The organism is Desulfocapsa sulfexigens DSM 10523 (assembly GCF_000341395.1).
GTDB classification, from domain to species: Bacteria; Desulfobacterota; Desulfobulbia; order Desulfobulbales; family Desulfocapsaceae; genus Desulfocapsa; species Desulfocapsa sulfexigens.
Genome location: NC_020304.1, coordinates 2,387,784 through 2,412,158 on the forward strand (window position 1 = coordinate 2,387,784; position 24,375 = coordinate 2,412,158).

Annotated in this window: 21 protein-coding genes; 16 read left to right on the forward strand and 5 right to left on the reverse strand. The window is 45.5% G+C overall.

What is annotated here, in order from left to right:
• The first annotated feature begins 271 nt into the window (after positions 1 to 271).
• The 7 genes from UWK_RS10600 to UWK_RS10630 all read left to right on the forward strand — a co-directional run bounded on the left by UWK_RS10600 (position 272) and on the right by UWK_RS10630 (position 9,348).
• Positions 272 to 1,120, forward strand: a complete 849-nt coding sequence (locus UWK_RS10600; protein ID WP_015404364.1) for a DUF4405 domain-containing protein — start codon at positions 272 to 274, stop codon at positions 1,118 to 1,120.
• Positions 1,101 to 1,697: a hypothetical protein gene (locus UWK_RS19595; protein ID WP_015404365.1), complete on the forward strand. Its 597-nt coding sequence runs from the start codon at positions 1,101 to 1,103 to the stop codon at positions 1,695 to 1,697. Before UWK_RS10600 ends, UWK_RS19595 begins: the two co-directional genes overlap by 20 nt.
• Positions 1,694 to 3,211, forward strand: a complete 1,518-nt coding sequence (locus tag UWK_RS10610; protein WP_015404366.1) for a sensor histidine kinase — start codon at positions 1,694 to 1,696, stop codon at positions 3,209 to 3,211. The genes UWK_RS19595 and UWK_RS10610 overlap by 4 nt, the downstream gene beginning before the upstream one ends.
• Positions 3,212 to 3,278: 67 nt before the next feature.
• Positions 3,279 to 4,601 (forward strand): sigma-54-dependent transcriptional regulator, encoded by a 1,323-nt coding sequence (locus UWK_RS10615; RefSeq protein ID WP_015404367.1) that lies wholly within the window; start codon positions 3,279 to 3,281, stop codon positions 4,599 to 4,601.
• 591 nt (positions 4,602 to 5,192) lie between these two features.
• Positions 5,193 to 7,361: an HDOD domain-containing protein gene (locus UWK_RS10620; RefSeq protein WP_015404368.1), complete on the forward strand. Its 2,169-nt coding sequence runs from the start codon at positions 5,193 to 5,195 to the stop codon at positions 7,359 to 7,361.
• A gap of 83 nt (positions 7,362 to 7,444) precedes the next feature.
• Positions 7,445 to 8,116: a response regulator gene (locus tag UWK_RS10625; RefSeq protein WP_015404369.1), complete on the forward strand. Its 672-nt coding sequence runs from the start codon at positions 7,445 to 7,447 to the stop codon at positions 8,114 to 8,116.
• A gap of 128 nt (positions 8,117 to 8,244) precedes the next feature.
• On the forward strand, positions 8,245 to 9,348 hold the full coding sequence (locus UWK_RS10630) for an ATP-binding protein (protein ID WP_041916396.1): 1,104 nt from the start codon (positions 8,245 to 8,247) through the stop codon (positions 9,346 to 9,348).
• Between the two features lie 74 nt (positions 9,349 to 9,422).
• On the opposite strand, the gene rpsA is transcribed toward UWK_RS10630, so the two are convergent.
• The 4 genes from rpsA to murI form a co-directional block, all read right to left on the reverse strand.
• On the reverse strand, positions 9,423 to 10,616 hold the full coding sequence (rpsA, locus tag UWK_RS10635) for a 30S ribosomal protein S1 (RefSeq protein ID WP_015404371.1): 1,194 nt from the start codon (positions 10,614 to 10,616) through the stop codon (positions 9,423 to 9,425).
• 92 nt (positions 10,617 to 10,708) lie between these two features.
• A complete protein-coding gene (locus tag UWK_RS10640; RefSeq protein WP_015404372.1) occupies positions 10,709 to 12,514 on the reverse strand; it encodes a RiPP maturation radical SAM C-methyltransferase in 1,806 nt (601 codons plus the stop codon).
• Positions 12,514 to 13,221: a LolA family protein gene (locus UWK_RS10645; protein WP_015404373.1), complete on the reverse strand. Its 708-nt coding sequence runs from the start codon at positions 13,219 to 13,221 to the stop codon at positions 12,514 to 12,516. The genes UWK_RS10640 and UWK_RS10645 overlap by 1 nt, the downstream gene beginning before the upstream one ends.
• Positions 13,218 to 13,994 carry a glutamate racemase gene (murI, locus tag UWK_RS10650; RefSeq protein ID WP_015404374.1) on the reverse strand — a complete coding sequence of 259 codons (777 nt, stop codon included), beginning with the start codon at positions 13,992 to 13,994 and terminating at the stop codon, positions 13,218 to 13,220. Before murI ends, UWK_RS10645 begins: the two co-directional genes overlap by 4 nt.
• Positions 13,995 to 14,315: 321 nt before the next feature.
• Between murI and UWK_RS10655 the strand changes: the two genes are divergently transcribed.
• On the forward strand, positions 14,316 to 14,588 hold the full coding sequence (locus tag UWK_RS10655) for an FmdB family zinc ribbon protein (RefSeq protein ID WP_015404375.1): 273 nt from the start codon (positions 14,316 to 14,318) through the stop codon (positions 14,586 to 14,588).
• Between the two features lie 16 nt (positions 14,589 to 14,604).
• Here UWK_RS10655 and queA read toward each other — a convergent pair whose 3' ends face one another.
• Positions 14,605 to 15,684 carry a tRNA preQ1(34) S-adenosylmethionine ribosyltransferase-isomerase QueA gene (gene queA, locus UWK_RS10660; RefSeq protein ID WP_015404376.1) on the reverse strand — a complete coding sequence of 360 codons (1,080 nt, stop codon included), beginning with the start codon at positions 15,682 to 15,684 and terminating at the stop codon, positions 14,605 to 14,607.
• A gap of 77 nt (positions 15,685 to 15,761) precedes the next feature.
• Between queA and mqnB the strand changes: the two genes are divergently transcribed.
• From mqnB to istB, 8 genes are all read left to right on the forward strand, one after another.
• Positions 15,762 to 16,436 (forward strand): futalosine hydrolase, encoded by a 675-nt coding sequence (gene mqnB / locus UWK_RS10665; RefSeq protein ID WP_015404377.1) that lies wholly within the window; start codon positions 15,762 to 15,764, stop codon positions 16,434 to 16,436.
• Complete coding sequence (locus UWK_RS10670; protein WP_015404378.1) at positions 16,433 to 17,275, forward strand: menaquinone biosynthesis family protein; 843 nt, start codon at positions 16,433 to 16,435, stop codon at positions 17,273 to 17,275. The genes mqnB and UWK_RS10670 overlap by 4 nt, the downstream gene beginning before the upstream one ends.
• Positions 17,272 to 17,874 (forward strand): molybdenum cofactor guanylyltransferase, encoded by a 603-nt coding sequence (gene mobA / locus UWK_RS10675; protein ID WP_015404379.1) that lies wholly within the window; start codon positions 17,272 to 17,274, stop codon positions 17,872 to 17,874. Before UWK_RS10670 ends, mobA begins: the two co-directional genes overlap by 4 nt.
• Positions 17,875 to 17,932: 58 nt before the next feature.
• Entirely contained in the window at positions 17,933 to 18,988 is a 1,056-nt protein-coding gene (locus tag UWK_RS10680; RefSeq protein ID WP_015404380.1) for an acyltransferase family protein, read from the forward strand.
• 224 nt (positions 18,989 to 19,212) lie between these two features.
• Entirely contained in the window at positions 19,213 to 19,767 is a 555-nt protein-coding gene (locus UWK_RS10685; RefSeq protein ID WP_015404381.1) for a YbhB/YbcL family Raf kinase inhibitor-like protein, read from the forward strand.
• A gap of 742 nt (positions 19,768 to 20,509) precedes the next feature.
• Positions 20,510 to 21,595 (forward strand): acyltransferase family protein, encoded by a 1,086-nt coding sequence (locus tag UWK_RS10695; RefSeq protein WP_153304887.1) that lies wholly within the window; start codon positions 20,510 to 20,512, stop codon positions 21,593 to 21,595.
• A 438-nt stretch (positions 21,596 to 22,033) separates the two neighbouring features.
• Entirely contained in the window at positions 22,034 to 23,587 is a 1,554-nt protein-coding gene (istA, locus tag UWK_RS10700; RefSeq protein ID WP_015402933.1) for an IS21 family transposase, read from the forward strand.
• 20 nt (positions 23,588 to 23,607) lie between these two features.
• On the forward strand, positions 23,608 to 24,345 hold the full coding sequence (istB, locus tag UWK_RS10705) for an IS21-like element helper ATPase IstB (protein ID WP_015402932.1): 738 nt from the start codon (positions 23,608 to 23,610) through the stop codon (positions 24,343 to 24,345).
• Positions 24,346 to 24,375: the final 30 nt, after the last annotated feature.

A 24,375-nucleotide genomic window follows, 5' to 3' on the forward strand; every position in this document is an offset into this window, starting at 1 on the left:
CAGGATTTCTGTAGTTTTAGAGATCTTGTAGTATTTCCCCGTGATTTCCTGATTTCGTCCCTGATTATCGATATTCGACAATAATGTCGACAGAGCCGAAATTGTCGAGTCAGCTAGCAGAATCAAAAGAAAAATCAAGGTGTAACAGATTGTTTTTTGTGTGTTTATGTTGCTTCATCTAATATGGCACATTTCTGGCAGTGTGGGCTGGAAGTACCATAAATACTCGTGTTTGGATCGGTAGCATACATTTTTTTAGGGGAGTTTTATTGTGAACATACGAAAAATCACATCCATGACCATGTTCGTTTCATTTATACTGCTGGTTCTTACCTCAGTTATTCTCTATATCGTCCCCCAGGGGCGTATTGCTTATTGGGCGGACTGGCACTTATGGGGGCTTACCAAGGTGGAGTGGGGTAATCTTCATATAAATCTTGGTTTTCTCTTCCTTTTTGCCGGCCTCCTTCATATGTATTACAACTGGGCTCCCATAAAAGCCTATATGAAAAACAAATCACGGGAGCTGAAAGTCTTCACTCCTTCCTTTAATGTGGCGGTGCTGATCAGCCTGGTTGTCGGTGTCGGAACCTATTTTGAGATTCCGCCAATGAGCACGGTCATCAACTTTGGAGAATCCATTAAGGACAAGGCTGCAGAAACATACGGTGAACCACCCTATGGTCATGCTGAGCTCTCTTCTTTGAAGCTTTTCACCAAGAAACAGAATCTGGATCTGGATGGAGCCATGGACCTTCTTCGTAAGGCTGGGGTACAGTTCAGTGATAGTTCTGATACTCTTGCGGTAATTGCTGCTGCCAATAAAATCAGTCCTCAGGCTGTTTATTCGGTAATAAAATCAGCTACGATGGAGATAGAAAGCACGGGAGCAGTAGATTTTCCCGATTCTCCAATGCCTGGTTTTGGTAACAAGACCCTTGCTGCTTTGTGCAGCGAGTATGATTTAATGTTTCAGCTTATACGCAGAGGGCTTGCCCAGAAAGGAGTGAAGGCCGAAGCTGAAATGACCATTAAAGAAATAGCAGCCGCTAATGATACAGAGCCAATGGCAATATTTGAAGTTCTTCATGAGATCGTGAATGAAAAGAAGGATATCTAAAAATGTGCTTAAACGTGTGATTGCCCTTGAGGCAGTTATACTTTTGATGACTTTTTTGATCGGAGTAGACCTAACGTATGCTCAGGATTTTCTTATTGGAAAAGTACTGAGTGTGGATGGGAATACAATCGAGATCGCTCCGGCTCCATCCTCTTTGGGAGCTACCGATGAAGCGGTATCCAGAGGAAAGACTGTTTTGGTAAAGATCGCGGAGATAAATGATTTACAGGATTCTTCCCAATCATCAGGCTTGCCCGGATGTGTCGTTGTGGGGGAGACGATTCGCCTGTGGGGAAAGCAGCTCGAAGCTGAGGCTAATACATTTATTGCCACTGACATCAGAGGTTGCAGGGGAGACGGTTGTTCTTCTGACCCAACCGGGGTTCGTGTAAGATTGTTACGGAGCAGGAAATACAGTCAATCCTTTTCTGAACATGATGATCGTAATACCGAGGGAGATGGTCACGCTGGTACCGGTAATGGGAGGGGCGGAAATGGTGGTAACGGAGGCAACGGCAACGGAGGTGGCAACGGTGGTGGTGGTGGCGGTGGCGGCGGGGGCGGGGGCGGCAGATGAAGCTCTATCCAAGCTGGCGGACAAACCTGTCTTTTTTTACACTGCTTATTGTGCTGGTCGGGGGGTATTTTTTAAGACAGACGCAACAGGCCTCCCATGAACTTCAGAAACATGCTCAGGATCACTCGGAAATTCTAGCAGCAGTTGTTGAAGTAAACCTGCGCAATACCTTACTCTCCCAGAAGAGTCTTGAAGAAACGGTTGCAGCATCCCTCGAAAACAGTGCTCGTTTTATCCATTACCTGGATATGGTTGAACCTTTTTCAAGTGCCGAATTGACCGCTTTTGCCATGGAATCTGGCTTTGCAGGGGTGAAAATTGTCCAGGCCGGGAGTAGTGAAGCCGTGAGTGGACCCTCCGGCTGGCTTCCCGAATGGAAATGCAGGCAATCAGGTGGACTGGAACGGCTCGGGGATGAACAGCTTTATTTGTTTACATACCTTCCTGTCCCTGATTCCGGAAGTGTGCTGCAGGGAGATTGCGTGTTGGTTGGTCTTTCTTCCCGGACAATTGATGCCACGCTTGATAAGATTTCCGTTGAGCGCCTCCTGAATATGTTCGAAAATATGTACGATATTGCCTATGTACGTTTTGAGGCTGACTCCGGTGTGCATCCCGTATCACCAAAGGAGGTCTTAGAGACGGTTATTGCTATTGGTGATAAGCGGCTTATTGTCGCTTTGAAGACAGATCGTTTTGGTAAACGTCGCCAGCAGATGCAGCGAGAGTTTATGATTTTCCTCAGCTTTCTCATCCTTTTTGGTGCACTTTCCTCCTGGCTCCTTTATCGGATTCAGCGACAACGGTTGCAGCAGACGCGTGAGTTTGACAGGAAGATGGCGCGTCAGCACGAAGATGCGGCACTTGGCAGGGCAGCTGCAACCCTTACCCATGAACTCCGCAATCCTTTAAACGCCATTGGTATGGGATTGCAGCGTCTTCAGATCGAGGCTGCAACTCTTGATAAGGATCACAGCAAGCTCATTCGCAGTATGCTCAGCGCTGTTGATCGGTCTAATACCATTATCACCAGACTGAAAGATTCCATCCACTCTTTTGAAATAACAAGAGATAAAATTGATATGGGGGTACTGGTCACTCAGGTAGTCACACTCTACCAGGCACAGTGTGAGCAGCAGAACATTACCGTAAGTATCAGCTGTGACAAGGATATGTGTCTTCGTGGTGATAGGGTTCTTCTTGAACAGCTTTTTGAGAACCTTGTTAAAAATAGTGTGGAAGCACAACCCGATGGCGGATTTATAGATATTTCCATTCATTTGGCAGACGATACAACAGTCTGTCTTGTGGAGATTGTGAATGGTGGTTTTTTACTGTCTCAGGACAAGAGTGGGCTGCTTTTTGAACCCTACTTTACCAGTAAAAGCAGAGGAACCGGCCTTGGTCTTGTTATCAGTAACAAAATTGTTCGGGCACACGGGGGACAGCTTGACTGGGATGCTGATTATAACAAGCAGACTGTTCATTTTGTGGTCAGTCTGCCAACTTCTTAACGTTTTTTTCGCAGATTTAACGAAGAATACAAAAAGCGGTGTACAAGCCGAAAGCACGTGAATTCCTATGCTGATACTGATAGTCGATGATGAAATAACCCAGCGGGAAATGCTGCAGGGTTTTCTTGAAAAACAGGGTTTTAAAGTGCTGACCGCTGCAGGCGGCAATGAGGCATTGCGTATTTTCGAATCTGCTCCCGTGGAGCTGGTGCTGATGGATCACCGCATGGAGGACATGAATGGTGATGAGGTACTTGAACGGATGAGAGGCGCTTCCCCTCTGGTGCGGGCAATTATGATTACTGCCTACGGAGATGTGTCAACGGCCGTAAAAGTGATGCAGCTCGGTGCTGACGATTTTATGGAAAAACCCGTCGATCTTATGGATCTCCTGGCTAAAATCCGTAGAATTGAACAGGGCCTTATGGTTGAGAGGGAGTCTGGAAAGATAACAGAATCACTTGAGCAGATTGAATTGCCAATATCAATCATCGGTTCCAGTAAGCCCATGCAGGAGCTGCTGTCTCTTATTTATCGCGTCGCTCCAACGGAATGGGCTGCCTTGATTCACGGAGAAACCGGTACAGGAAAGGAACTGGTGGCAAGACTTATACACCTGATGGGACCTCGGAAAAATGGCCCCTTTGTTGAGGTGAATTGTGCTGCAATCCCAGAAAATCTGTTTGAGTCAGAACTCTTTGGCCATGAAAAGGGGGCATTTACCGGTGCTGCTTCACAGCGTCGTGGACGTTTTGAGCTTGCAGCTGGCGGAACACTCTTTCTTGATGAGGTGGGAGAGTTGCCCCTGCAGCTCCAGGCAAAACTCTTACGTGCGCTGCAGGAAAAGAAGGTGAGTCGTGTTGGTTCCGAAAAAGAGATCGAAGTTGATGCCAGGGTGCTTACTGCTACCAATAAGGATCTGCAACAGATGGTGAGTGAAGGTAGTTTTCGTGAAGATCTGTTTTTTCGTCTCAATGTTCTTGAATTACGCGTTCCCCCTCTGAGAGAACGTCGTGATGATATTGTGGAGCTGACAGAATATTTTCTTGGTAAATATGCAGTCAGCGACATTGGGTTCGGCACCGATGCCATGGCCCAGCTGGTGAAATATCCATTTCCTGGTAATGTGCGTGAGCTTGAACATCTCATTCAGCGTCTGGTTACTCTTGTCCGTGGATCTCGAATTGAAGTGATGGATCTTCCCATGAGGGTACGTGAGGGCAAGAATACGGGAGGACTGCTCAGTGAGCGCCTGGCCGAGGTAGAAAAAGAGATGCTGATAGCAGCACTGGAGGAACACCAATGGGTTCAAACCAAGGCTGCGGATTCTTTGGGGATAAGTGAGCGTGTTCTGCGGTACAAGATGAATAAGGCAGGGATTAAAAAATAGTGTTCTTGAATTTTTGAATTACCATTATTTCTAAAACATAAGCAATGTCTGGGAATCTCACCTTAAACCTGAAAATTTTTCGATAATGGAATTGTCTGGAAATATCTATTAATCAGTAATGCATACATACAACAATATTAAATAGACCTGCTCGATCATCTCCCCCCTCCCCCCCCAATTCGTGATCTTTTGCAAAGAACTGAATGTCTTTTCGAAAAAACCATTTTGTTTATCCGCAACTATATATTGTTTACACTCATGTAATTCAATTCCTGGCCATGGAAAAACTCTTTTGTTTGATAATAACGATTTGATATCGTTTTGTATTTTAAACCTTGTGTAAAAGCACAACGTTGTGATAACTTTCAAAACAAATAAAAGGAATGCTAACCATTTTCAAAGCTTATGCTTGCTTACTTGTCAGTATCAAAAAAAGATCTGCCCTGCTTATTGATAAAAAAAATCGATTGTGGCGGAGTCTGATGATACTGTTCATTCCGGTATGAGAGGTCAGTACCTCTGCAAGACAAAGTAGTATACTCTTCCCAACAATGAGGGAGGACGTAAATCAGCGTATAAAGAAATAACCATATGGACAATAAAAATCCGATTTATGCTCGTCTGCAAAAGTCTAAACATCTACCGTCTCTTCCTCAGGTATTGTTAAAGCTAGTTGAAACATGTGACAATGATGAGATGGCTCTCTCAGAGCTTTCTGAAATTATTAGTAAAGATGCATCCATTTGTTCCAGGGTGTTGACCCTTGTTAATTCTTCATACTTTAATTTGAACAGCACAGTCATAAATATTGATCAGGCTGTCGTGTATCTTGGCGCAGATACAATTAAAAATATCGCTATTACTGCCTCTGTCCAACAGATTTTTAACAAATTCAGGCAAAATGAACATCTTTCAATGGAGAGGTTCTGGTGGAATTCATTGACCTCCGCCATTTATGCTAAAAGAATTGCCAAAGAGATTTGTTATGAGAATAGTGAAGAGGCCTACCTTGCGGGTCTAATTCACAATCTAGGTGAATTGTTGTTGTGGATGAATTTTCCTGAAGAGTGCATCGCTATTCAAAGTAAAAATAAGAATACAATTCTTCAATGCAGCAAAGAAGAGGAACAGATAGGGATTAATCATTGTGATGCCGGTGCCTGGCTGGTGAAACAATGGAAGTTGAACTCACTCATTGCCGATGCTGTCTTATATCATCATACCTCTCTGGAACAGGTCAAAGGTAATCCCCCATTGGTGAAGATTGTTTGTTTAGCTGACCAATGCTGTCAGGCTGGAGAAGCCGGATCTGAAGATCTCTATGAGGTAGGGCGCGAACTTTTTGACCTTGGATCTGAACAGGTCGCTGAAATCTGTGCAGGAGTCGAGGAGGAGACAAAAGAGGTTGCCGAAGGGCTTGGCATAAAGGTGTCTCCTCCATCAGAGAAGGCCAGTAAGCAGTTCTCAGAATCTAGAGGCCCTGAGCGTGATCTGCAGCAGCAGGTAAAAAATTATTCTCTGCTGCATGGCTTTCTTGAAAATTTGGTAGCAGCAGAGAACAGGGACGTCATTTTAAAAGCTATAGAGCAGGCTATCAATATTCTTTTTGATATTGAAACCGTATTCTTTTTTTTACACGACTTCGAACAACAACAATTGTATGGCAGAGCTTCGACCCTAAACCGTTATTCTGAGCAGTTGCAGAAGCTTATTTTTTCCACAGAACAGGGAAAAAGTCTTCTGGTAAAATCAATGCTTGAAAAACGGTCAATTTCCATCACGCAGAAAGCTGAATTCCAGATGGAGAGTCGTGTGGATTCTCAACTGTTTGATCTAGTAGGTGGTAAAGGCATGCTGTATTTCCCAATGACTGCCCAGAACAGATCAGTTGGCGTGATGGTTTTCGGAGTCGATGGTTCAACCGGGAAAGAATTGCTGAATGAGTCGGAATACGATCTTGTCCAATTGTTGGCCAATCAGGCTGCAATGTCTCTTTATCTGGATGAAGTGAAAAGAAGGCACGCGGAAAAGATTCATGAAGCCCGTCTGGATGCAGCCTCCATGGCAGCTGCCAAAGTTGTCCATGAAGTTAATAATCCACTTGGTATTATTAGAAATTACTTGAAAATTGTTGAGATGAAATTACCAGCAACGGGTGCACTGCAAGATGAATTCACTGTTCTGGATGAAGAAATAACTCGTATCTCAATGATTGTTCAGCAACTGGATGCCTTTTCAACCTCAAACAAACGTACTTACGAGTTGATTGACATCAATGACTTACTATCTGGGGTATTGAGTGTTCTTTCCAGATCCGTTTTTTACTCTTCCAATCTTCAGGTACACTTTATGCCGGATCCTGACCTGCCGGACATCATGGCGGATGCCGGAGCTATAAAACAAATTGCAATCAATCTACTTAAAAATGCTGCAGAGGCGATGACTGATGGTGGCAATGTGTATGTTGCTACCAGCTCACGTTGTATGGATGAATTTGCTGAATTCCACACAGCTGATAAAAAAAGTCACTGTATCGAGCTCACAATTCGAGATGATGGCCCTGGAGTGTCTGAGAAGATACTGGGTCAGTTGTTTGATCCTTTTACCAGTACAAAGGGAAAAGGGCATTCGGGCCTGGGACTTTCTGTTGTTAATTCACTGGTGACAGAAATGAATGGAGTGGTGACGTGCAGGAGCAATAGAACAGATGGAACTCTTTTTTGTATTACTTTGCCAATAAGGCAAAACTCTGACAGTTAATTTATGTGCATTGCGTTTTAGACACTCAAAACTTCAGGAACTGGGGCGGGTGTTGTTTTCTATACAGTACAAAAGGTGTCAAGATGAATGATTCAGCACGGATTCTTCTTGTTGATGATGAACCACGGTTTTGTGAAAGTCTTTCTCAGATTCTTAGCTTGTCTGGCTATAATGTGACCATTTCGTATACAGGTAAAGAGGCCGTTGAGCTTCTGGAGGGTAATACCTTTGATCTCTTGCTTCTGGACGTAGTGTTGCCGGATATGCCTGGCTATCAAATAATGGATAGCCTTAAGGATGAGGATTTGGGGACAGCAACAATTATGCTGACCGGGAATGCCACAGTGGAGACGGCAATAGAGGCATTGAAAAAAGGAGCTTATGATTACCTGAAAAAACCGCTTGATCATGAGCTCCTTTTTAATACCATTCGTAAGGCAATGAAACATAGCCGTTTGGAAAAGGAACTGAAGATCAGCGAAGAACGATCTAAAACGCTGGCAGAAGCTTCCTGGGAGGGCATTGCAATTCATTCTAATGGTCGTTTGCTGGATGGCAATGAACAGTTTTTTGAGATGTTTGGTTATCAGCCTGCAGAGCTTCTTGATAAAGAAATTCCTGAGAAAATCTTATCTGGCACTGTCATTGCTGAGGTGAGTTTAAGAATTAAAAAAAAATCTTTGGATGTTATAAATCACTGGGCCTTAGAAAAGATGGAACGGAGTTTCCTATTGAAATCAGTAGTCGACGAATAACGTACAAGGGAGAAGAAGCTCGTGTTTGTGCTATTCGGGATATAAGTCAAAGAGTAAGGGCTGATCAGGAAAAGCTCGAGCTCCAAAAGCAATTAGCCATTACCAGTAAAATGGAAACATTGGGCTTGATGGCCGGGTCAGTTGCTCATGATTTAAATAACATTTTATCCGGGATAGTTACCCTGCCGGAGCTCTTGCTGATGCAAATGGGAGATGAACATGAATATCGTGATACTATCCAACTCATACAGGAGGCAGGCAAGGAAGCGGCTTCTGTAGTTTCGGATTTAATAACAGTAGCCAGAGGAGCTACTGCTGAAAAAGAAGTTTGTAACCTGAATACTGTCGTCGAGAGCTTAATTACAAAAATAAAGAAAAAACAAATGGATCGCCGCCTGGAAGGTGTTGCTATCAATGTTTGTTGTGAACCTGGACTCCCAAACAGCTATTGCTCAGTGGTTCATATTAATAAAGTCCTGATGAATTTGATTGGTAATGCAGCAGAGGAGATGGAAGGAAAAGGGACGATTGTTGTCCGTACCAAAAATGTTTTCGTTGAAGAGCCCCGTTTAGGGTATGAGATTATTGAAGCGGGAGAATATATTGTTGTCAGCATAACGGATAGTGGCTCCGGTATAAAAGAGGAAGATATAAAGAAAATATTTGAACCCTTTTATTCAAAAAAGGCGATGGGGAGAAGTGGAACGGGCCTTGGATTGGCAATAGTCTGGAATACTGTACATGATCATGATGGGTTTATTGATTTAACAAGCGATGAAAGTGGTACTACTTTTGATCTTTATTTTCCTACAACAAAAGCAGGTGTCAGGAGTGAAAGTTCACAGTTGTCTATCAGTAACTTTAAGGGAAATGGAGAGAGCATTCTTGTGATAGATGATCAGGAGAAGCAACAGGAAATAGCCAGGAAAATTCTGACTGCTCTTGGATACAAGGCGTACACCGTAGGCAGTGGTGAAGAGGCAATCGCCTATATTAAGCAGTATCCGGTGGATTTGCTTATCCTTGATATGATAATGAATAAGGGTATTAATGGTCGCAAGACATACGAGGAAATTTTAAAAATTAATCCAAAGCAGAAAGCCATCATTGCCAGCGGTTTTGCAGAAAACAATGAGGTTAAGCAGACAATTATTCTAGGAGCAAGTCAATTTGTCAGGAAACCCTATGCATTGACTCAGATAGGACAGGCAGTGAGGCAGGCGTTGTTGTAAAAAAACTAAAACTCACCTTCACTCCCTTTGTCGAAAGGTGACAGGCGGGAGTGAAAAGTGTGCAGTAACGTTTGTTATTTCGATTTTTCCGCAAGTTTTGCCTGCAGGAGATCACCAAATGTTCCAAGAGTTGACGGTTGTTCTTTGTTGCTTTTCTGGAAACTTTCGACCAACTTTTCCTCTGCTTTTTGATCGTCTTCAGGGCCGACATAATCAGAAGGAACAAGGCTGATACGTTTTTCGACGGTATCAATACTTTCTATCTGAACTTCAATTTCCTGTCCCTCTTCAAGAACTTCACGTGGATGATTGATGCGTCGTCCTTTGCCAAGCTTGGAAATATGAATCAGTCCATCTATTCCGGGTGCTAGGGTAACAAAGGCACCAAACTGAGCCAGCCGGGCCACTTTTCCGGTGAGGATCTGTCCACCACTGAGCTTCGCGGCGGCCTGTTCCCATGGGTCTTCCAGGGTCTCTTTGATGCTGAGAGTGATACGGTTATTGTCCCAGTCCAGTTTTTTTATAACCACACTGACCTTTTGATCCACTGCATAAAAGTCATTGATGTTCTCAATCCTGCTCCAGCCGATTTCTGAGATAGGCACAAGCCCATCAACGCCACCAATATCAACAAAGGCACCAAAGTCACGAATGGAGGTAATAATCCCGGTCAGCGTGTCACCCTCTGCAAGTGTCTCCTGTAATGCATCACGGAGTTTTTCCCGCTCCTGTTCAAGAAGGGCACGGGCTGAGACCACAATGTTTCTGCCATTTTCTTCATAGCTGGTTATGAGAAAGTTCATCCTCTGGTCAATATATTCGGCTGCCGCATCTTCAACACGACGCAGTCCCATTTGGGAGTAGGGACAAAAGGCGCGGATGGAACCACCAAGAGTGATTTCAAAACCACCCTTAATCTCTTCCTTGACAACACCTTCAACGGGGATGCCGCTGCGGCATGCTTCTCCAAGGTGTTCCGTGTTTTTTCCGGAGCCTATGCTGATGGTAAAGAGCTGGGCTCCTCCCTTGGTTTGCAAAAAATAGACATCGAGTTTGTCACCAACTGCCGGGCTACTCTCGCCATCGGTGCTCTGTATCTCCGAAGCATCAAGAATACCCTCACTTTTTCCTCCGCAATCGAGAAAAATGGATTCTCCGCTGATCCCCACGATGGTTGCTGTGATCTTCTCACCGGGGTTCAGACGACGGATGGATTTGGATTCACTTTCCTGGAAAAGTTCGGCAAAACTGGCATTCTCTTCTGACATGTTGATAACCTGTTGGTTGAGTCTTGATTTGGATGTTGCTGGAAAATATTCTGGCATTGTACTTTTTTATCAAAAAGAAGGAAAGAGAGAAATCAGCGCTTAATGGCAAGCGCCAGAAACTGATTTTCTTCCTGAAAGATCAGTTTCTTGCTGCAGAGATCCTGTAAAAAGCCTCTCAGCGTGTCTTCTTTGATTGTTGGAAATTCCTGATTGATCTCGTCAAGGCTGCGAATCCTTTGGCAGAAAAGATAAATTTTCCTGGAGGCACCCTGTAATCTGTGCTGCAGTGTGGAACCGTCCAGCTGTTCCTGACGTATAAGGAGAAAAGTCATGCCATCCCGATAGCTGAGGGGCGGGTGTGCAGTATTACGTTTATCGTGAAATTTCTTCCAGTTGCTGATTTTTTTGATAACTTCCTGCCACTGCTTATGTTGACGGCCCCTGTCACCACGGTAACCCTTGATAAGCATGTTGAGATTCCGGAGGATTTCTTTAGGAAAGAGTTTTTTGTTCTTTGGATGCTGGGTTACTGCAAGAATCCCATAGCTTCCGGGATCTTTTGCAACAGGTGAGCCATGACCGAGAAAAAAAGAGGCAGGGGCAAGAGGTGCGTAGGGGAGGACAAAATCCAGGTTGTTCAGGGTTTCTTCTACTTCGGTCATGGAGCTGCCAGGGAATTCAACTATCAGATTTCCATCAAGCTGAATGCCGGCCTCGGCACTCTGGCGCATGGCGGCTATGTTTTCAATGGCAGTGGTTCCCTTTTTCATTCTTTTGAGCAGACTGGTGGAAAGTGATTCGATACCCACCTGAATGGTGGTGAGGCCGCCTCTGCGATAGTTGCGAGGGGTGTCTGGATCTGTAATAACACGTACCTCGGCAAAGAAACTGTAATCACACCTTTCATGGGCCAGGGTGTTGAAAAAACTGTCGGCCTCCTTTGGTGGCAGGGCATTGTCCGTAAAACAGAAATCAAGACATTTATGCCGCGTACTTTGCTGTCGCACTTCTCTGAGCATGCTGTCTGCCTGTTTCCAGCGGTAGCCGCGCCACTGGAGATTCAGGTTGCAGAATGTACATTTATTCCACCAGCATCCCCTGGAAAATTCAATGGGGAGAATGGGTACGAATGGCTGAGTGGGAAAGGTATGCGTCATTTCCCGAAAGTAGGGGCCGTAATCCGGTACCGGTAGAGTGTTCAAATCTGAAATGCCAGGGCAACTGCTGCTGATATGTGCTGCTGTTTTCAGGCTGAAGACCTGGGGTGGTAAGGTGCTTGTGTCTCCTGCAGAATGGAGCGTATGACAGAGTTGTGCCAGATTATTCTCGCCCTCACCACTGATAACGAAATCGATCTGGGAAAAACCATGGAGGAGGGATACCCCAATTTCGCCGACACAGCCGGAGCCACCGAAGACTATAGGCAGGTCTGGACAGCGTTTTTTTATTCTATCCGCCGCTGTGAGTGATGAGATCAGTTGGTTAAAACAGACGGAGAATCCAATGAGATCATAGGCTGCAAGGTCCAGGCTGTCGAGCCACCGTTCCAGGGCATCGTCGAGGAGCTGTACGTATCTATCGAAATCAAGGTCTTTAAGACCTTTTTCCCTGCGGCAGCTTTCATAAAAGAGTTGTTCAGCCTGATTCTTCTGTTTAGGAAAAAGCAGGGGGCTGTACAGTGCCTCACCAGCCCAGCTGTTTTTTGCGAGATAGTGGTAGGTTTCGGTACCAATGGCAGCGGCGGCATTGAGGTAGGGATGGAAAAGGCTTGTTACAATGGAACCGTTTTCTCTGGTGTCGAGCCAGGATTTGAGTGCGGCAAGCTGGATGGAGGGACGATTAAAAATCGACCAGGGCATAGAGACCAGTCCCAGCCGAAAGGGAGTTGCTTGTTCCATTATTGATTGATGATCTCTGTACCTTCCGGTGGATTGAAATGAAAGAGTTGTTCCATAAGCTCGGTATTGTCTCTGTCAAGAGTATTGACCAGAAGATTACTGAAATTAAGAACAGTCAGCGTGTCGAAATGATCCAGTATTTCTATACGTCGAATAAGGGAATCATCGGTCACCCAGAGATGAATTTCGGCGACCTGAGACTGTTTTGCTTTGGGAATCAATTTGATGATAGTGGTCTGGTCTTCGGGACTCAGGGTCAGATCGGGGGGGAGGACAGTGAAATCCTCAAGCAGATCACCGGATCCTGTGAAAAAAGAATAGGTCAGATCCTGCTGCAGAGCAGAAGCCGGGCTGATGATCATCTGGGCCATGGAGGCAAAATACATTGAAAATGTGACACCGTCGCTCACCAGCACCTGTTTTTCGGGAGTTGAATAGTTCCAGCGCATTTTACCATTATTCTCACCTGGAGCATTGCTTTTCAAAAAGAAGGCCTGGCCGCTTCCCTTTTTGGGGCGTCCACTGAGCTGGCCTCTGGTGTCCTGATTGAAGTCAAAAGTAAATGAGTAGATAGTGTCGTAGCGCTTCTGCAGTCGTGAGGCGACTTCCTCAGGTGTTTCTGCCGCATTTACCAAAGAGGGCAGGAGCAGGGTGGTGAAAAAGAGAAAGGTAAAAAGAGAGAGTCTGGCTGCCTGGAAAGTTTTCATGCAATAATTAGCTCCATTGGACGGGAAAATATACGCTCGGCAACTGGTCGGGCTGTTTCTGTACTGTCAGAGACATAGTATCTGTGACTGGCATTTCCATTCTTCGATATGATATTCGGGTTACTGAGAAGGAATTCTTTTACATAGTGAGCGGTTTCAATGGAAGAGTCAATGAGTTTAACCCGTTTACCGATCCGTGGTTGAATCAGATTCTTTAGTAGAGGGTAGTGGGTACAGCCAAGTACCAGTGTGTCGATTTGTCTGTTTTTAAACGGGGCAAGATAGCGACGGAGAATCATTTTTGTTTCCCGCTTATTCAGCCAGCCTTCTTCAACAAGTGGTACAAGAAGGGGACATATCTCCTGGAAGACTTTACAGTCTGGTTGCCTGGCAAGAATTGTTTTTTGGTAGATGTCACTTCTGACTGTGGCCCTGGTGCCGATAACTCCGATTCTGCCGTTTTGACTTGATGAAATAGCACGGTTGGCCGCCGGAGTGATCACCTCAATGATAGGGACGCTAAATTTTTCCCGAAGGGTTTCCGTGGCCACTGAAGATGCTGAGTTACAGGCAATAATAATTAACTCCGCACCTTTATCCAGCAGGAACTCGGTGTTATGGATGGAGTAGTCGATAATGGTTTTCGGGCTTTTGGGGCCGTAGGGGCTCCGTGCAATATCACCGTAATAGACGAGTGAATAGTCCGGGAGCAGCTGTTCAACGGCGTGAGCTACTGTCATGCCGCCGACACCTGAATCAAAAATACCTATCATTGATAATACTGTGGTTGTAAATTGATGGTTTTGCCGGATGCTGTTGTTTCCTCAGCAACGGTGGTTTCTTTTGCAGCTGCAATTGATTTTGTATAAAAAAACTCTCAGTTTGCATCGATAGTAAACCGGGAACTACAAAAGTCAAGTGAAGAGAAGGCAGGAGCTGCAGCCTACTTCATAATATCCCGATACTGCGAAACTCTTCCAGGAAATGATAGCGGGAGTTGACAGGCCGAAACCTGCGCATTACAGTACGCTGTACCTTGGGAACAGGGAATACAATATAAAAAAAACAAGACAAATAGTGAGACGGAGTCAGAAATGCCAGTATATGAGTATGAGTGTCCAGCATGTGAAAAAGTTATTGAGGTTCAGCAGCGAATGTCCGACGATCCTTTATCTCAGTGTCCGGACTGTGGTGGGCCTGTGAAAAAAATCATGTCCATGAGTTCCTTTAAACTGAAAGGCGGCGGCTGGTACGCTGATGGCTACGCCTCTACACAGCCAGCAGGAAAGAGTACATCCACCAGTAGTACGGCGGCCCCTCCCTGTAAGTCGAGCGGCAGTTGTCCCTGCGCTGCAGCAAATTCCTGATCACTCTTCTCTGGTTTCAGTCGTGGATGGCCATTGCATCACCGTATGAATAAAACCGATAGCCCTTTTTGATGGCTTCCCGGTAGCTGTCCATCAGGTGTTCACGGCCACAGAGTGCTGAAACCAGAAACAGCAACGATGATTCCGGCAGGTGAAAGTTGGTTATAAGATTGTCCACAACCTTGAACCTGTACCCAGGCATTATATAGAGTCCGCACCAGTCTTCTCCTGCCTGTACCCTGCCGTCAGGATCGGTCATGAACTCCAGGGTTCGCACCGTGGTCGTACCCACTGCCCATATCTTTCCTCCTGCCTTTCGCACTGCGTTAATTTTGTCAGCACTTGCCTGTGACACCGAAACATATTCCTGATGTATCCTGTGCTTCCTGATATCCTCACAGCGAACTGGAGCGAAAGTACCATGCCCCACATGGAGAGTGATCTCTGTAAACTCCACACCTTTGTTACGAATAGCCTCTAACAGATTCTCTGAAAAGTGAAGTCCTGCTGTCGGCGCAGCGACTGCTCCTGGGTTTTGAGCATAAACCGTCTGGTAGCGCTTCCTGTCTTCGTCGGTACTGCCCTCTTTCCTGCTGATATAGGGCGGGAGTGGAACCTGTCCGTACTTCTCAAGGATTGTGGAGAGCTCTTTATCGCTGGAATAGGAGAGCTCAACAGTGACCTTCCCGCCATCAAGCAGTTCCAGCACCCTGGCCTCAAGGTCCGGTCCCAGCAGGAGCAGAGAGCCGGGTTTCGGCCGTTTGGAACTTTTAATAAGCGTTGTCACTTCGGCATGTTTTTTTCCATTATGACCCTCGGATACAACGGGGTAAGAAAGGAGAAAAACTTCTACCTTGCCACCACTCTTCTTGTGTCCATGGAGCCGTGCTGGAAAGACTTTTGTGTTATTTACTACAAGCAGGTCGCCGGGATTCAGCAGGTCGATGATTTGATGGAATTTTCCATGTTCCTGTTTACCTGTGTGGCGATTGAGGATGAGAAGGCGCGAATCTTCCCTGGCATCTGCCGGGTGTTGGGCAATGTTTTCAGGTGGAAGTGTATAGTTGTAGGCCTGGAGGGTGAATTCCTGTTGCATGCGTAATTCGCTAAGTGTAGATTGAAAAAAATCGGTTGGATGTACCAACTGGTATTCTGGAAAAAGGTTTACCTACCATGTTCCTTGTCGTTTGCGCAACAGAATTTGAGCTCCAATCACTGCTGGATTACAGTGTTTGTAAGGCTGACGAATGGATGAGCCTGGTCACTGGAGTCGGTATGGTGGAAACAGCATTCAATCTGACCCGGTTCCTTGAAAGAGAAAAGAGCAAGGGGGAGAATGGAATTCATGCTGTCCTGAATCTCGGAGTCGCTGGTGCCTATCTGGCTGATGGAGAAAAACAGGCAGACCTTCTGCAGATCTGTTTTGCTGAGAAAGAATTTTTTGGAGATATGGGAATCTGTTATCCAGACCGTATGGAACCCCTTGCTGAGGACTTGCTGCATAGATTTCAGTATGTTTTGGACTCCGATCTCCTCAATCGGGCCGAGTCTCTGCTGGAAGAAAACGGTCTTCAGGTTCGGCGCGGAAATTTTGTTACCGTGTGTGGAGTGAGCGCGACCGCCGGTCGTGGCGCAATGCTCAGGCAAAGGTATGATGCTCTCTGTGAAAACATGGAAGGCGCAGCCGTTGCCAGGATCTGCGAGGAATATATGCTGCCTCTACTTGAAATGCGTGCAGTTTCCAACTATGTCGAAGATCGTGATCTAACGCGTTGGAAATTAAAGGAGGCCTGTGATCAGGCAGGAAAGGCGGCCGCCATGCTTCTTAAAGGTTTGAAAAACGAATGACAACTCCAGTAACTCTTGGTTATTCACCCTGTCCAAACGATACCTATATCTTTTATGCACTGACCCATGGTCTGATTCCACTGCCTGATGTGCAGTTGGCAGCACCACTGCTTGAAGATGTGGAAACCCTGAACTCCTGGGCGGTGGAGAAAAAACTCGACATCACCAAGCTTTCCTTTCATGCCCTTGGTCATGTACTGGATGAATATTGTGTGCTTTCCGCAGGCGCTGCTCTTGGTCGTGGCTGTGGCCCGCTTCTTGTAGCAAAGCCCGGATTTGACCCTGCAGTTCTTGATGATGCACGTATTGCTATCCCGGGCAGCCTGACCACCGCCGCTCTTCTTTTTCGTATGTATTCCCCTAAAGCCACAAATTTGGTGGTAATGCGTTTTGATGAAATCATGGGGGCGGTAGCAAGTGGAGAGGTGGATGCGGGGGTAATTATTCATGAAAGCCGTTTCACCTATGCAGAACATGGACTGACTTGTCTGCAGGACCTTGGCACCTGGTGGGAGCAGACCTCGGGGCATCCCATACCATTGGGCTGCATTGCTGCCAGACGTTCCCTTGGAAAAGAGCGGATAGAACAGATAGACAGGGCGATCCATGAGTCCATTGTCTGGGCCGATGAACACCCCGGAGAGTGTCTTCCCTATATTCAGCAATATGCTCAGGAGATGGATCAACAGGTGATGCAAAATCATATAGATCTGTATGTGAATCAATTTTCCAAGAATCTTGGACCAGAAGGGATGGCAGCGATTGAGAGTTTTCTTCTTCTTGGCCGAAAGGCGGGTATTCTTCCCATCCTGCCAGATACAGTCACCCTGCAGATATGAGAGAATTAACAGGAATACAGCAGGAAGCACCCATTCGTGCCTGTCTGCTTATCGGTGGTCGCAGTTCCCGCATGGGTCGCCCCAAACACCTGATTACTGGGGTCAACGGCAGAACATGGGTTGAGAATACCGTGGATCTGCTGCAGCCCTTTACCAGCAAGATCGTTCTTTCAGGACGGGGGGAGGTGCCGGAAAGTCTTGCCGCACTTACACGTATTCCTGATGTCCCCGGAGTACAGGGCCCACTCACAGGAATCCTTGCAGCCATGCGCTGGCGACCAGATTCCTGCTGGTTGCTACTGGCCTGCGATATGCCTAATATTACCACGGAATCTCTGGAGTGGCTGATTGCCAGCAGAAGCCCCGACTCCTTCGGAACGGTTCCCCGTCTTCAGGAAAATGGTTTTGTCGAACCTCTTCTTGCCCTCTATGAACCGCAGGCCAAAGACTATTTTGAAGAACTCTGCTCCTCCGGTGTCTTACGGATTTCCATGGTGGCCAGACGTGCGAAGATAGCAACTCCAGTTATTCCACCGTCACTTTGTGGTGCCTGGAGCAATATTAATACCCCGGATGAATTGTCCCAGTCGCTTTTGTAAAAAAAGCGAACCGGAGTTAGTCCCAAACCACCACACATATTTGTTACCATCATATTCAATGCAACAACAAGATAGAATACAGAATATTCAGGCGCTCCGTGGTGTCGCTGTCCTTTTTGTCGTGTTTTTACACCTTTTCAGTGTTGAGCGGAAATATGGCGGTTTGGAGACGATCCTTCCAGATATTCTGCAATTTGGAATATTCGGGGTGGATATGTTTTTTGTGATCAGTGGCTTTGTAATGGTCACCGTAACAAGAGGAAAATTTCGCAATTTCAGGCATGCAGTAACCTTTATCTATCGCCGTCTTTCAAGGATTTATCCATTGTACTGGGTGTACACTTTACTGGTTTTGGTTGTTTTTCTCATCCAGCCGTCCTGGGTTAACAGCAAACAGGGAAACCATATCTCTATTCTTGAGTCTTTTTTGTTGATCCCGTCGCATTATTTGCCACTGGTTATGGTTGGATGGACTCTTATCCATGAAATCTATTTTTACACTGTCTTTTCATTGGCACTGCTCTTTTCCTCCGAAAAAAGACTGCCATTTGTGCTTGTGGGCTGGGGCGGAATTGTTGTTTTGGGGAGTGTCCTGTTTACTGTTACGCTCCCAACTCTCAGGATACTTTTTCATCCTCTGACTCTCGAGTTTATTGGGGGCTGTTTTCTGGCAATCCTGTACCAAAAAAGGAACTTCACTGTAAAACCTGCTATCCTCGTTGTTCTCGCTTTAGCTGCTCTCGTGGCCTCGGTCTCCGGATACTATCTCTTTACTGTTGTTACAGGAAGGATCGAACCGCTCTATTGGTGGAGGGTATTCATTTTTGGTATCCCTGCTCTGGCAATTGTATTCTGTCTGATCAATGCAGAGAGGAATGGCTATCTCATGAACCGCTATCTGATCAGGGTTGGAGATGCCTCATATTCCATATACCTGTCGCATATATTGAGCTTAAGCCTCGTCGGGAGGATTTGGGGGACTTTTTCTGTCAATGGTCTTGCTGATAATATGGTAGTCCTTCCACTTGCACTGGTATTTGTCATTATTGTTGGCATGGCCAGCTACTCGTTAGTTGAAAAACCACTCCTGAGAATAAGCCGAAAACTGATTTAGGTCCTAAAAGGGGCAGTACAGTGCTGTAACATCTTCAAATCAACAAAAACTGTGGATTCAGATGATACAAGATCACTCTTATACGAGACTTGATAAAGCAAAACAGGACATATGAATATTTACAGCAAGCATATTTTACTTTTGGCATTCGTACTCACTGAACCTCGCCGCTCAACACTACGTTAGCGATAGAAGAAACCATTAACTTTCAATAAGGAGACATTATGTTCAAGTATTTTTTTGTGACAATCTTTACCTTGATATTGGCAGTATCAGTTACTCATGCTCAAGAATTTTCTTTAAAAAGCAATGCCATTGAGCCAAATTCCTTTTTATCTGAAAGCCAACTATTTAATGGATTTGGTTGTACAGGGAAAAACATCTCTCCTGATCTGAGCTGGACCTCCGGACCAAATGGCACTAAGAGTTATGCTATAACTGTCTATGATCCAGATGCTCCTACTGGTTCGGGGTGGTGGCACTGGGTTGTGTACAACATACCTAGTACTACCACTGAATTGGTAACAGGTGCAGGGAGTGAAAGCGGAGAAAAGCTACCAAAAGGAGCTGTTCAAGGGCGTACGGATTTTGGGATTAATGGTTTTGGCGGTGCTTGCCCACCAGAAGGAGACAAGGCCCATCGCTATATTTTTACAATATATGCACTTAAAATAGAAAAAATTGAACTTCCCAAAGATGCAAGTTCGGCATTAATTGGTTTTATGATTAATGCTAATTCACTTGGTAAAGCAAGCTTTGTTGCCAAATATGGCCGCTAATAACACGTGTAAGTGGATTTGCGGTTTAATGAAGTATGTTGTTTCTTTGCCCGTTTTATCCAGTGAGCCTTCTCGAAAGGTCGATTTCCATCGATCTTTTCTCCCTTCCCTTTAGCCCCCCTGATCTTTTTCAGAGGGGCTTTTTGCTTTTGCTTGACCCCTTTTGCTGTCAAAATGCAGGATTCACAACCCGAATCGGCTATTAAATCGTGTCTAACGGGGAATATGGTTTTGAAACCAGTTTGTGATAGAGAACTCTGCAGGTACAATCTAATAATTTCGGTATCCCTGCCGGATAAGTTCGTAAAACTCAATAAAATCAGACATAAAGAGACTATGAAATGGTTGCTTTTTAACACAAATCACTCTATCTATGATAGATGATTGAATTTCGAATGGATATAAAAGATGTGCAAACAAAAGAATTGAATAATGAAAGGGGTCAAGTCTCCCTTTGACCTTTGTAGTGGTTGTGTGATATAGCAAAAACATGTCAATACTACTACGTATGGAATATCATGGCGCTTGGTATCATGTTCACTTAGAAACGGGGTAGGATAAAGCTGGCGGATGACAACATAATGATACGACAAGTTGAATTTACAAAATAATCACATTTTTTATTCTTGGTAACGAAAGGGGGCAAATCTGCTTTTTGGCTTTTGCTTGGCCTCTAAGGTCAAAAGGAGACTTTGTTTATTGTTAAAGGACCAGTGTGTCGCAAGGGGGAGACATCGACAAGATGAATTTGCAGAGTAGTAATTATTCGTACATGCCCCAGCTTGACAGTATTAAAGGTTTGGCAGTTGGAATGATGATTTTTTATCATTGGCTACCAGAACAGTATCGCTTTCTGGTTTTTGCCGATTTTGGTTTACAGTTTTTCTTTATTATAAGTGGATTTTTCGTTACTCGGACTCTAGTGCATACCCGCTGTGATTCTTCCTTGTTCAGTGAAAAAATCAGGATTTTGGCTACATTTTATGCGCATCGTTTTCTACGTATTTGTCCACTTTATTATATCCTCATCCTCTTAACATATGTGGTTGGCATTGCCTCTGTACGCGATTCCTGGCCGTGGCACATAACGTATCTTTCGAACTATTATTTTTTTTTCATCCAGAGTTGGCACGATGAGACATCTCATTTCTGGTTCTTAGCAGTGCTTATGCAGTTTTATATGTTGTGGCCTGGGATTATTCTTTTTCTTCCAAGAAATTGGCATAAACAAGTATTCTTTGGTTGTATTTGTCTGACGGTTCTGTTTCGATTTACCATTCCATTGTGTTGGCCCGAGATCAAAATGCTTTCAGTTCTTCCTTGTATGTATCTGGATGCTTTTGGGATTGGTTCTTTACTCGGATATTTAACAGCTGAAAAATGTGATTTGACTTTGTTTTATAAGATATGCTTGTGGGGGGGAGTTTTGTATGTGGCTTTTCAAGTGGCTAAATGGCTCGGATTTTCATCTCCTGTGACTATTGTTGCTCAGCGTGAATGTATGTTGTTGGGAATAGGCTGGTTGCTTTTCCATGCCTCTCAGGGCTATGGTGGAATCGCTGGTATGATTTTAGGAAACAGGGTTTTAAGGTATTTGGGAAAGATTAGTTTAGGATTGTTTCTGATCCATAATTTTTCGGGTATTTTGATTTCACTACTAAAACCGGTAATAGACATACCGACGAATAGGTTCAGTGTTACTATTCTCCTATTGAGAATCCTCTTCACTGTCGCTCTGGCAATGGTTTCGTATCGTTTTCTTGAAAAGCCAATAGCTCAGTTTAAACGGTATGTACCATATCCTGAAATGAGCAAAGGAAACAATTAAAAACTGCTTTTTTCCACCCGGGGACCTCTGTTAACCGAAGCAAAACTGGAACAGGCCATCATCTCCCTACATGACCAATCGCAATGGAAGGGTGGAAGGGGTCAAGTCTCCCTTTGACCTTTGTGGTGATTGTATGATATAGCAAAAACATGTCAGAAGCACTACGGATATGTTCCATGAGAAAAGGAGTAAATATGAATACTATATTCCCTGAACCAATTGGGAATTTACCAAAAGCCGACATTCTGCATATTCCAGACGATTCCGGCCACCGATTCCAGAGTAAACCGGCCACTCATTCCACGTGATTCCGGCCACCGATTCCATTTCATTCCGGCCAGTGATTCCAGAGGAATCCGGTCACCCCAAATAGGGAGTAGCGACGCATAGAACCAACTGGTAGAGAGTGCCTTTTTGAATAAAATTCAAGGAGGGCTCATGCCGAAGAAGAGGTTATCTATGCGAAAAATTAGAGAGGTACTACGACTCAAGTATGAACTTGGGCACAGTAACCGTGAAATTTCCCGTAGCTGCGGTATTGGCAGCAGCACGGTAAGTGACTATTTACAACGAACCAAAAGAGCAGATCTGGGTTGGCCCCTTCCTGACGACCTAAGCGACAGCAGCCTTGAACAAACCCTTTTCCCTCCACCGCCTCCACCGGGGACAAGCCGGCTAATTCCAGATTTCTCTGAGATCCACAAAGAGCTCCAATCCAAACGAGGGGTTACCCTGAACCTGCTGTGGCAGGAATACAAAGAGCAGCATCCTGACGGCTACCAGTACAGCTGGTTCTGCCATAGTTACCGGGATTGGGCCGGCAAGCTTGATCTGGTCATGCGCCATGAACACCGAGCCGGTGAGAAACTGTTTGTCGACTACGCAGGCCAAACCGTCGATGTCGTTGACCAACACACCGGAGAAATCACAAAGGCTCAGGTCTTTGTTGCGGTCCTTGGTGCCAGCAACTACACCTATGCTGAGGCCACTCCCAGCCAGAAGATTGAGGATTGGATCGGTTCACATGTCCGTACATTTGCTTTCCTGGGTGGGGTTCCGGAAGTTGTCGTTCCAGATAACCTGAAAAGTGGCGTCACAAAAGCCTGCCGTTACGAACCTGACCTTAATCCCACTTATCATGATCTGGCCCGACATTATCAAACCGTGGTGCTGCCTGCAAGGGTTAGAAAACCAAGGGACAAGGCCAAGGCTGAGGCCGGTGTATTGCTGGTGGAACGCTGGATTCTGGCAAAACTCCGTAAACATACTTTCTTCAACATTGACGATCTCAATCGCGAAATAGGCAAACTCCTTGAGCAACTGAACAACAAGCCTTTCAAGAAGTTATCCGGCAGCCGTAAAAGTCGCTTTGAAGAACTGGACAAACCTGCCCTGAAACAACTTCCAGCCAGCCCTTATGAATTATCCTACTGGAAAAAGGCCACTGTACATATCGACTATCATGTGGAGGTCGAGGGACATTACTATTCCGTTCCATATAACCTGGTCAAAAAACAGATTGAGGTGCGCTATACCAAAAGCACGGTTGAGTGTTACTTTCGTGGTAAACGGGTGGCCAGTCACATCCGGGAGAATCAACGAGGGCACCACACTACCGTCAAAGAGCATATGCCTGTCAACCACCGAAAGTACATGGAGTGGAATCCGGACAGGTTCAAGCGCTGGGCTGCCAAGGTCGGGCCGGAGACACTCTGCCTCACAGAGACGCTTCTTGTAAAAAGAGCTCACCCACAACAGGCCTATCGCACTTTGCTGGGCATTCTCCGTCTTGGCAAAGCCTATGGAGATTCACGCCTTGAGGCAGCATGCCATCGGGCCCTGCATATCAACGCCCTTTCTTACCGCTCAGTGGAATCCATACTCAAAAGCGGCCTTGATCAGAAGCCACTACCGAAGCCGGCTACAGAGGACAAGCCGGTTAATCACGCAAATATCCGTGGCTCTCAGTATTATTCTCCCTCAACCCACTAAAACAAAAAGGAAACGATAAAATGCTTCTGCATCCAACACTTGAAAAACTCACAACTCTTCGATTCACCGGCATGGCCGCAGCACTCCAGGAACAGATGGACATGGACACTGCAGATAACCTGGGTTTCGAAGAACGCCTCGGTCTGTTACTTGACCGCGAGCAGGCGGTCAGGGAAACCAGAAAACTTCAGACCAGACTCAGAAAGGCAAAGCTGCGGCAGGATGGCTCAATCGAGGATGTAGACTTCCGTCATCCGCGTGGTCTGGATAGGTCACTGGTAACCAGGCTGGCTGACTGCAACTGGATAAAGGAACATACCAATCTGCTTATTACCGGCCCCACTGGAGTCGGCAAATCCTATCTTGCCTGTGCCTTGGCCCAAAAGGCATGCAGAGAAGGCTATAGTGCTCTCTATCTCCGTCTGAGTAAACTCTTTGAAGATCTGGCTCTTGCCAAGGGGGATGGCCGTTATCTGAAGTTACTGACTGTCTATTCAAAAACAGATCTATTGGTACTTGATGACTATGGACTGGCCACACTCAACCAGGAGCAACGCCATGATTTACTAGAAATACTGGAAGACAGACACGGCCTCAAATCTACCTTGGTAACCAGTCAATTACCGGTAGAGCACTGGCATGAGCGGATCGGAGATCCGACTTTAGCCGACGCCATTCTTGACCGTCTGGTACATGCCGCTCACAAAATCAAACTGAAAGGAGAATCTATGAGAAAAAAGAAAGCACGCTTGACGTGAGAGCAACACACAGAGTAAGAAGGAAATATT

Bases quoted from the DNA above. Each gene is read 5' to 3' on its own strand.
- UWK_RS19595 (WP_015404365.1), top strand. From the start codon at position 1,101: ATGAAAAGAAGGATATCTAAAAATGTGCTTAAACGTGTGATTGCCCTT.
- UWK_RS10610 (WP_015404366.1), top strand. From the start codon at position 1,694: ATGAAGCTCTATCCAAGCTGGCGGACAAACCTGTCTTTTTTTACACTG.
- UWK_RS10615 (WP_015404367.1), top strand. From the start codon at position 3,279: ATGCTGATACTGATAGTCGATGATGAAATAACCCAGCGGGAAATGCTG.
- UWK_RS10620 (WP_015404368.1), top strand. From the start codon at position 5,193: ATGGACAATAAAAATCCGATTTATGCTCGTCTGCAAAAGTCTAAACAT.
- UWK_RS10625 (WP_015404369.1), top strand. From the start codon at position 7,445: ATGAATGATTCAGCACGGATTCTTCTTGTTGATGATGAACCACGGTTT.
- UWK_RS10630 (WP_041916396.1), top strand. From the start codon at position 8,245: ATGGCCGGGTCAGTTGCTCATGATTTAAATAACATTTTATCCGGGATA.
- rpsA (WP_015404371.1), bottom strand. From the start codon at position 10,616: ATGTCAGAAGAGAATGCCAGTTTTGCCGAACTTTTCCAGGAAAGTGAA.
- UWK_RS10640 (WP_015404372.1), bottom strand. From the start codon at position 12,514: ATGGAACAAGCAACTCCCTTTCGGCTGGGACTGGTCTCTATGCCCTGG.
- UWK_RS10645 (WP_015404373.1), bottom strand. From the start codon at position 13,221: ATGAAAACTTTCCAGGCAGCCAGACTCTCTCTTTTTACCTTTCTCTTT.
- murI (WP_015404374.1), bottom strand. From the start codon at position 13,994: ATGATAGGTATTTTTGATTCAGGTGTCGGCGGCATGACAGTAGCTCAC.
- UWK_RS10655 (WP_015404375.1), top strand. From the start codon at position 14,316: ATGCCAGTATATGAGTATGAGTGTCCAGCATGTGAAAAAGTTATTGAG.
- queA (WP_015404376.1), bottom strand. From the start codon at position 15,684: ATGCAACAGGAATTCACCCTCCAGGCCTACAACTATACACTTCCACCT.
- mqnB (WP_015404377.1), top strand. From the start codon at position 15,762: ATGTTCCTTGTCGTTTGCGCAACAGAATTTGAGCTCCAATCACTGCTG.
- UWK_RS10670 (WP_015404378.1), top strand. From the start codon at position 16,433: ATGACAACTCCAGTAACTCTTGGTTATTCACCCTGTCCAAACGATACC.
- mobA (WP_015404379.1), top strand. From the start codon at position 17,272: ATGAGAGAATTAACAGGAATACAGCAGGAAGCACCCATTCGTGCCTGT.
- UWK_RS10680 (WP_015404380.1), top strand. From the start codon at position 17,933: ATGCAACAACAAGATAGAATACAGAATATTCAGGCGCTCCGTGGTGTC.
- UWK_RS10685 (WP_015404381.1), top strand. From the start codon at position 19,213: ATGTTCAAGTATTTTTTTGTGACAATCTTTACCTTGATATTGGCAGTA.
- UWK_RS10695 (WP_153304887.1), top strand. From the start codon at position 20,510: ATGAATTTGCAGAGTAGTAATTATTCGTACATGCCCCAGCTTGACAGT.
- istA (WP_015402933.1), top strand. From the start codon at position 22,034: ATGCCGAAGAAGAGGTTATCTATGCGAAAAATTAGAGAGGTACTACGA.
- istB (WP_015402932.1), top strand. From the start codon at position 23,608: ATGCTTCTGCATCCAACACTTGAAAAACTCACAACTCTTCGATTCACC.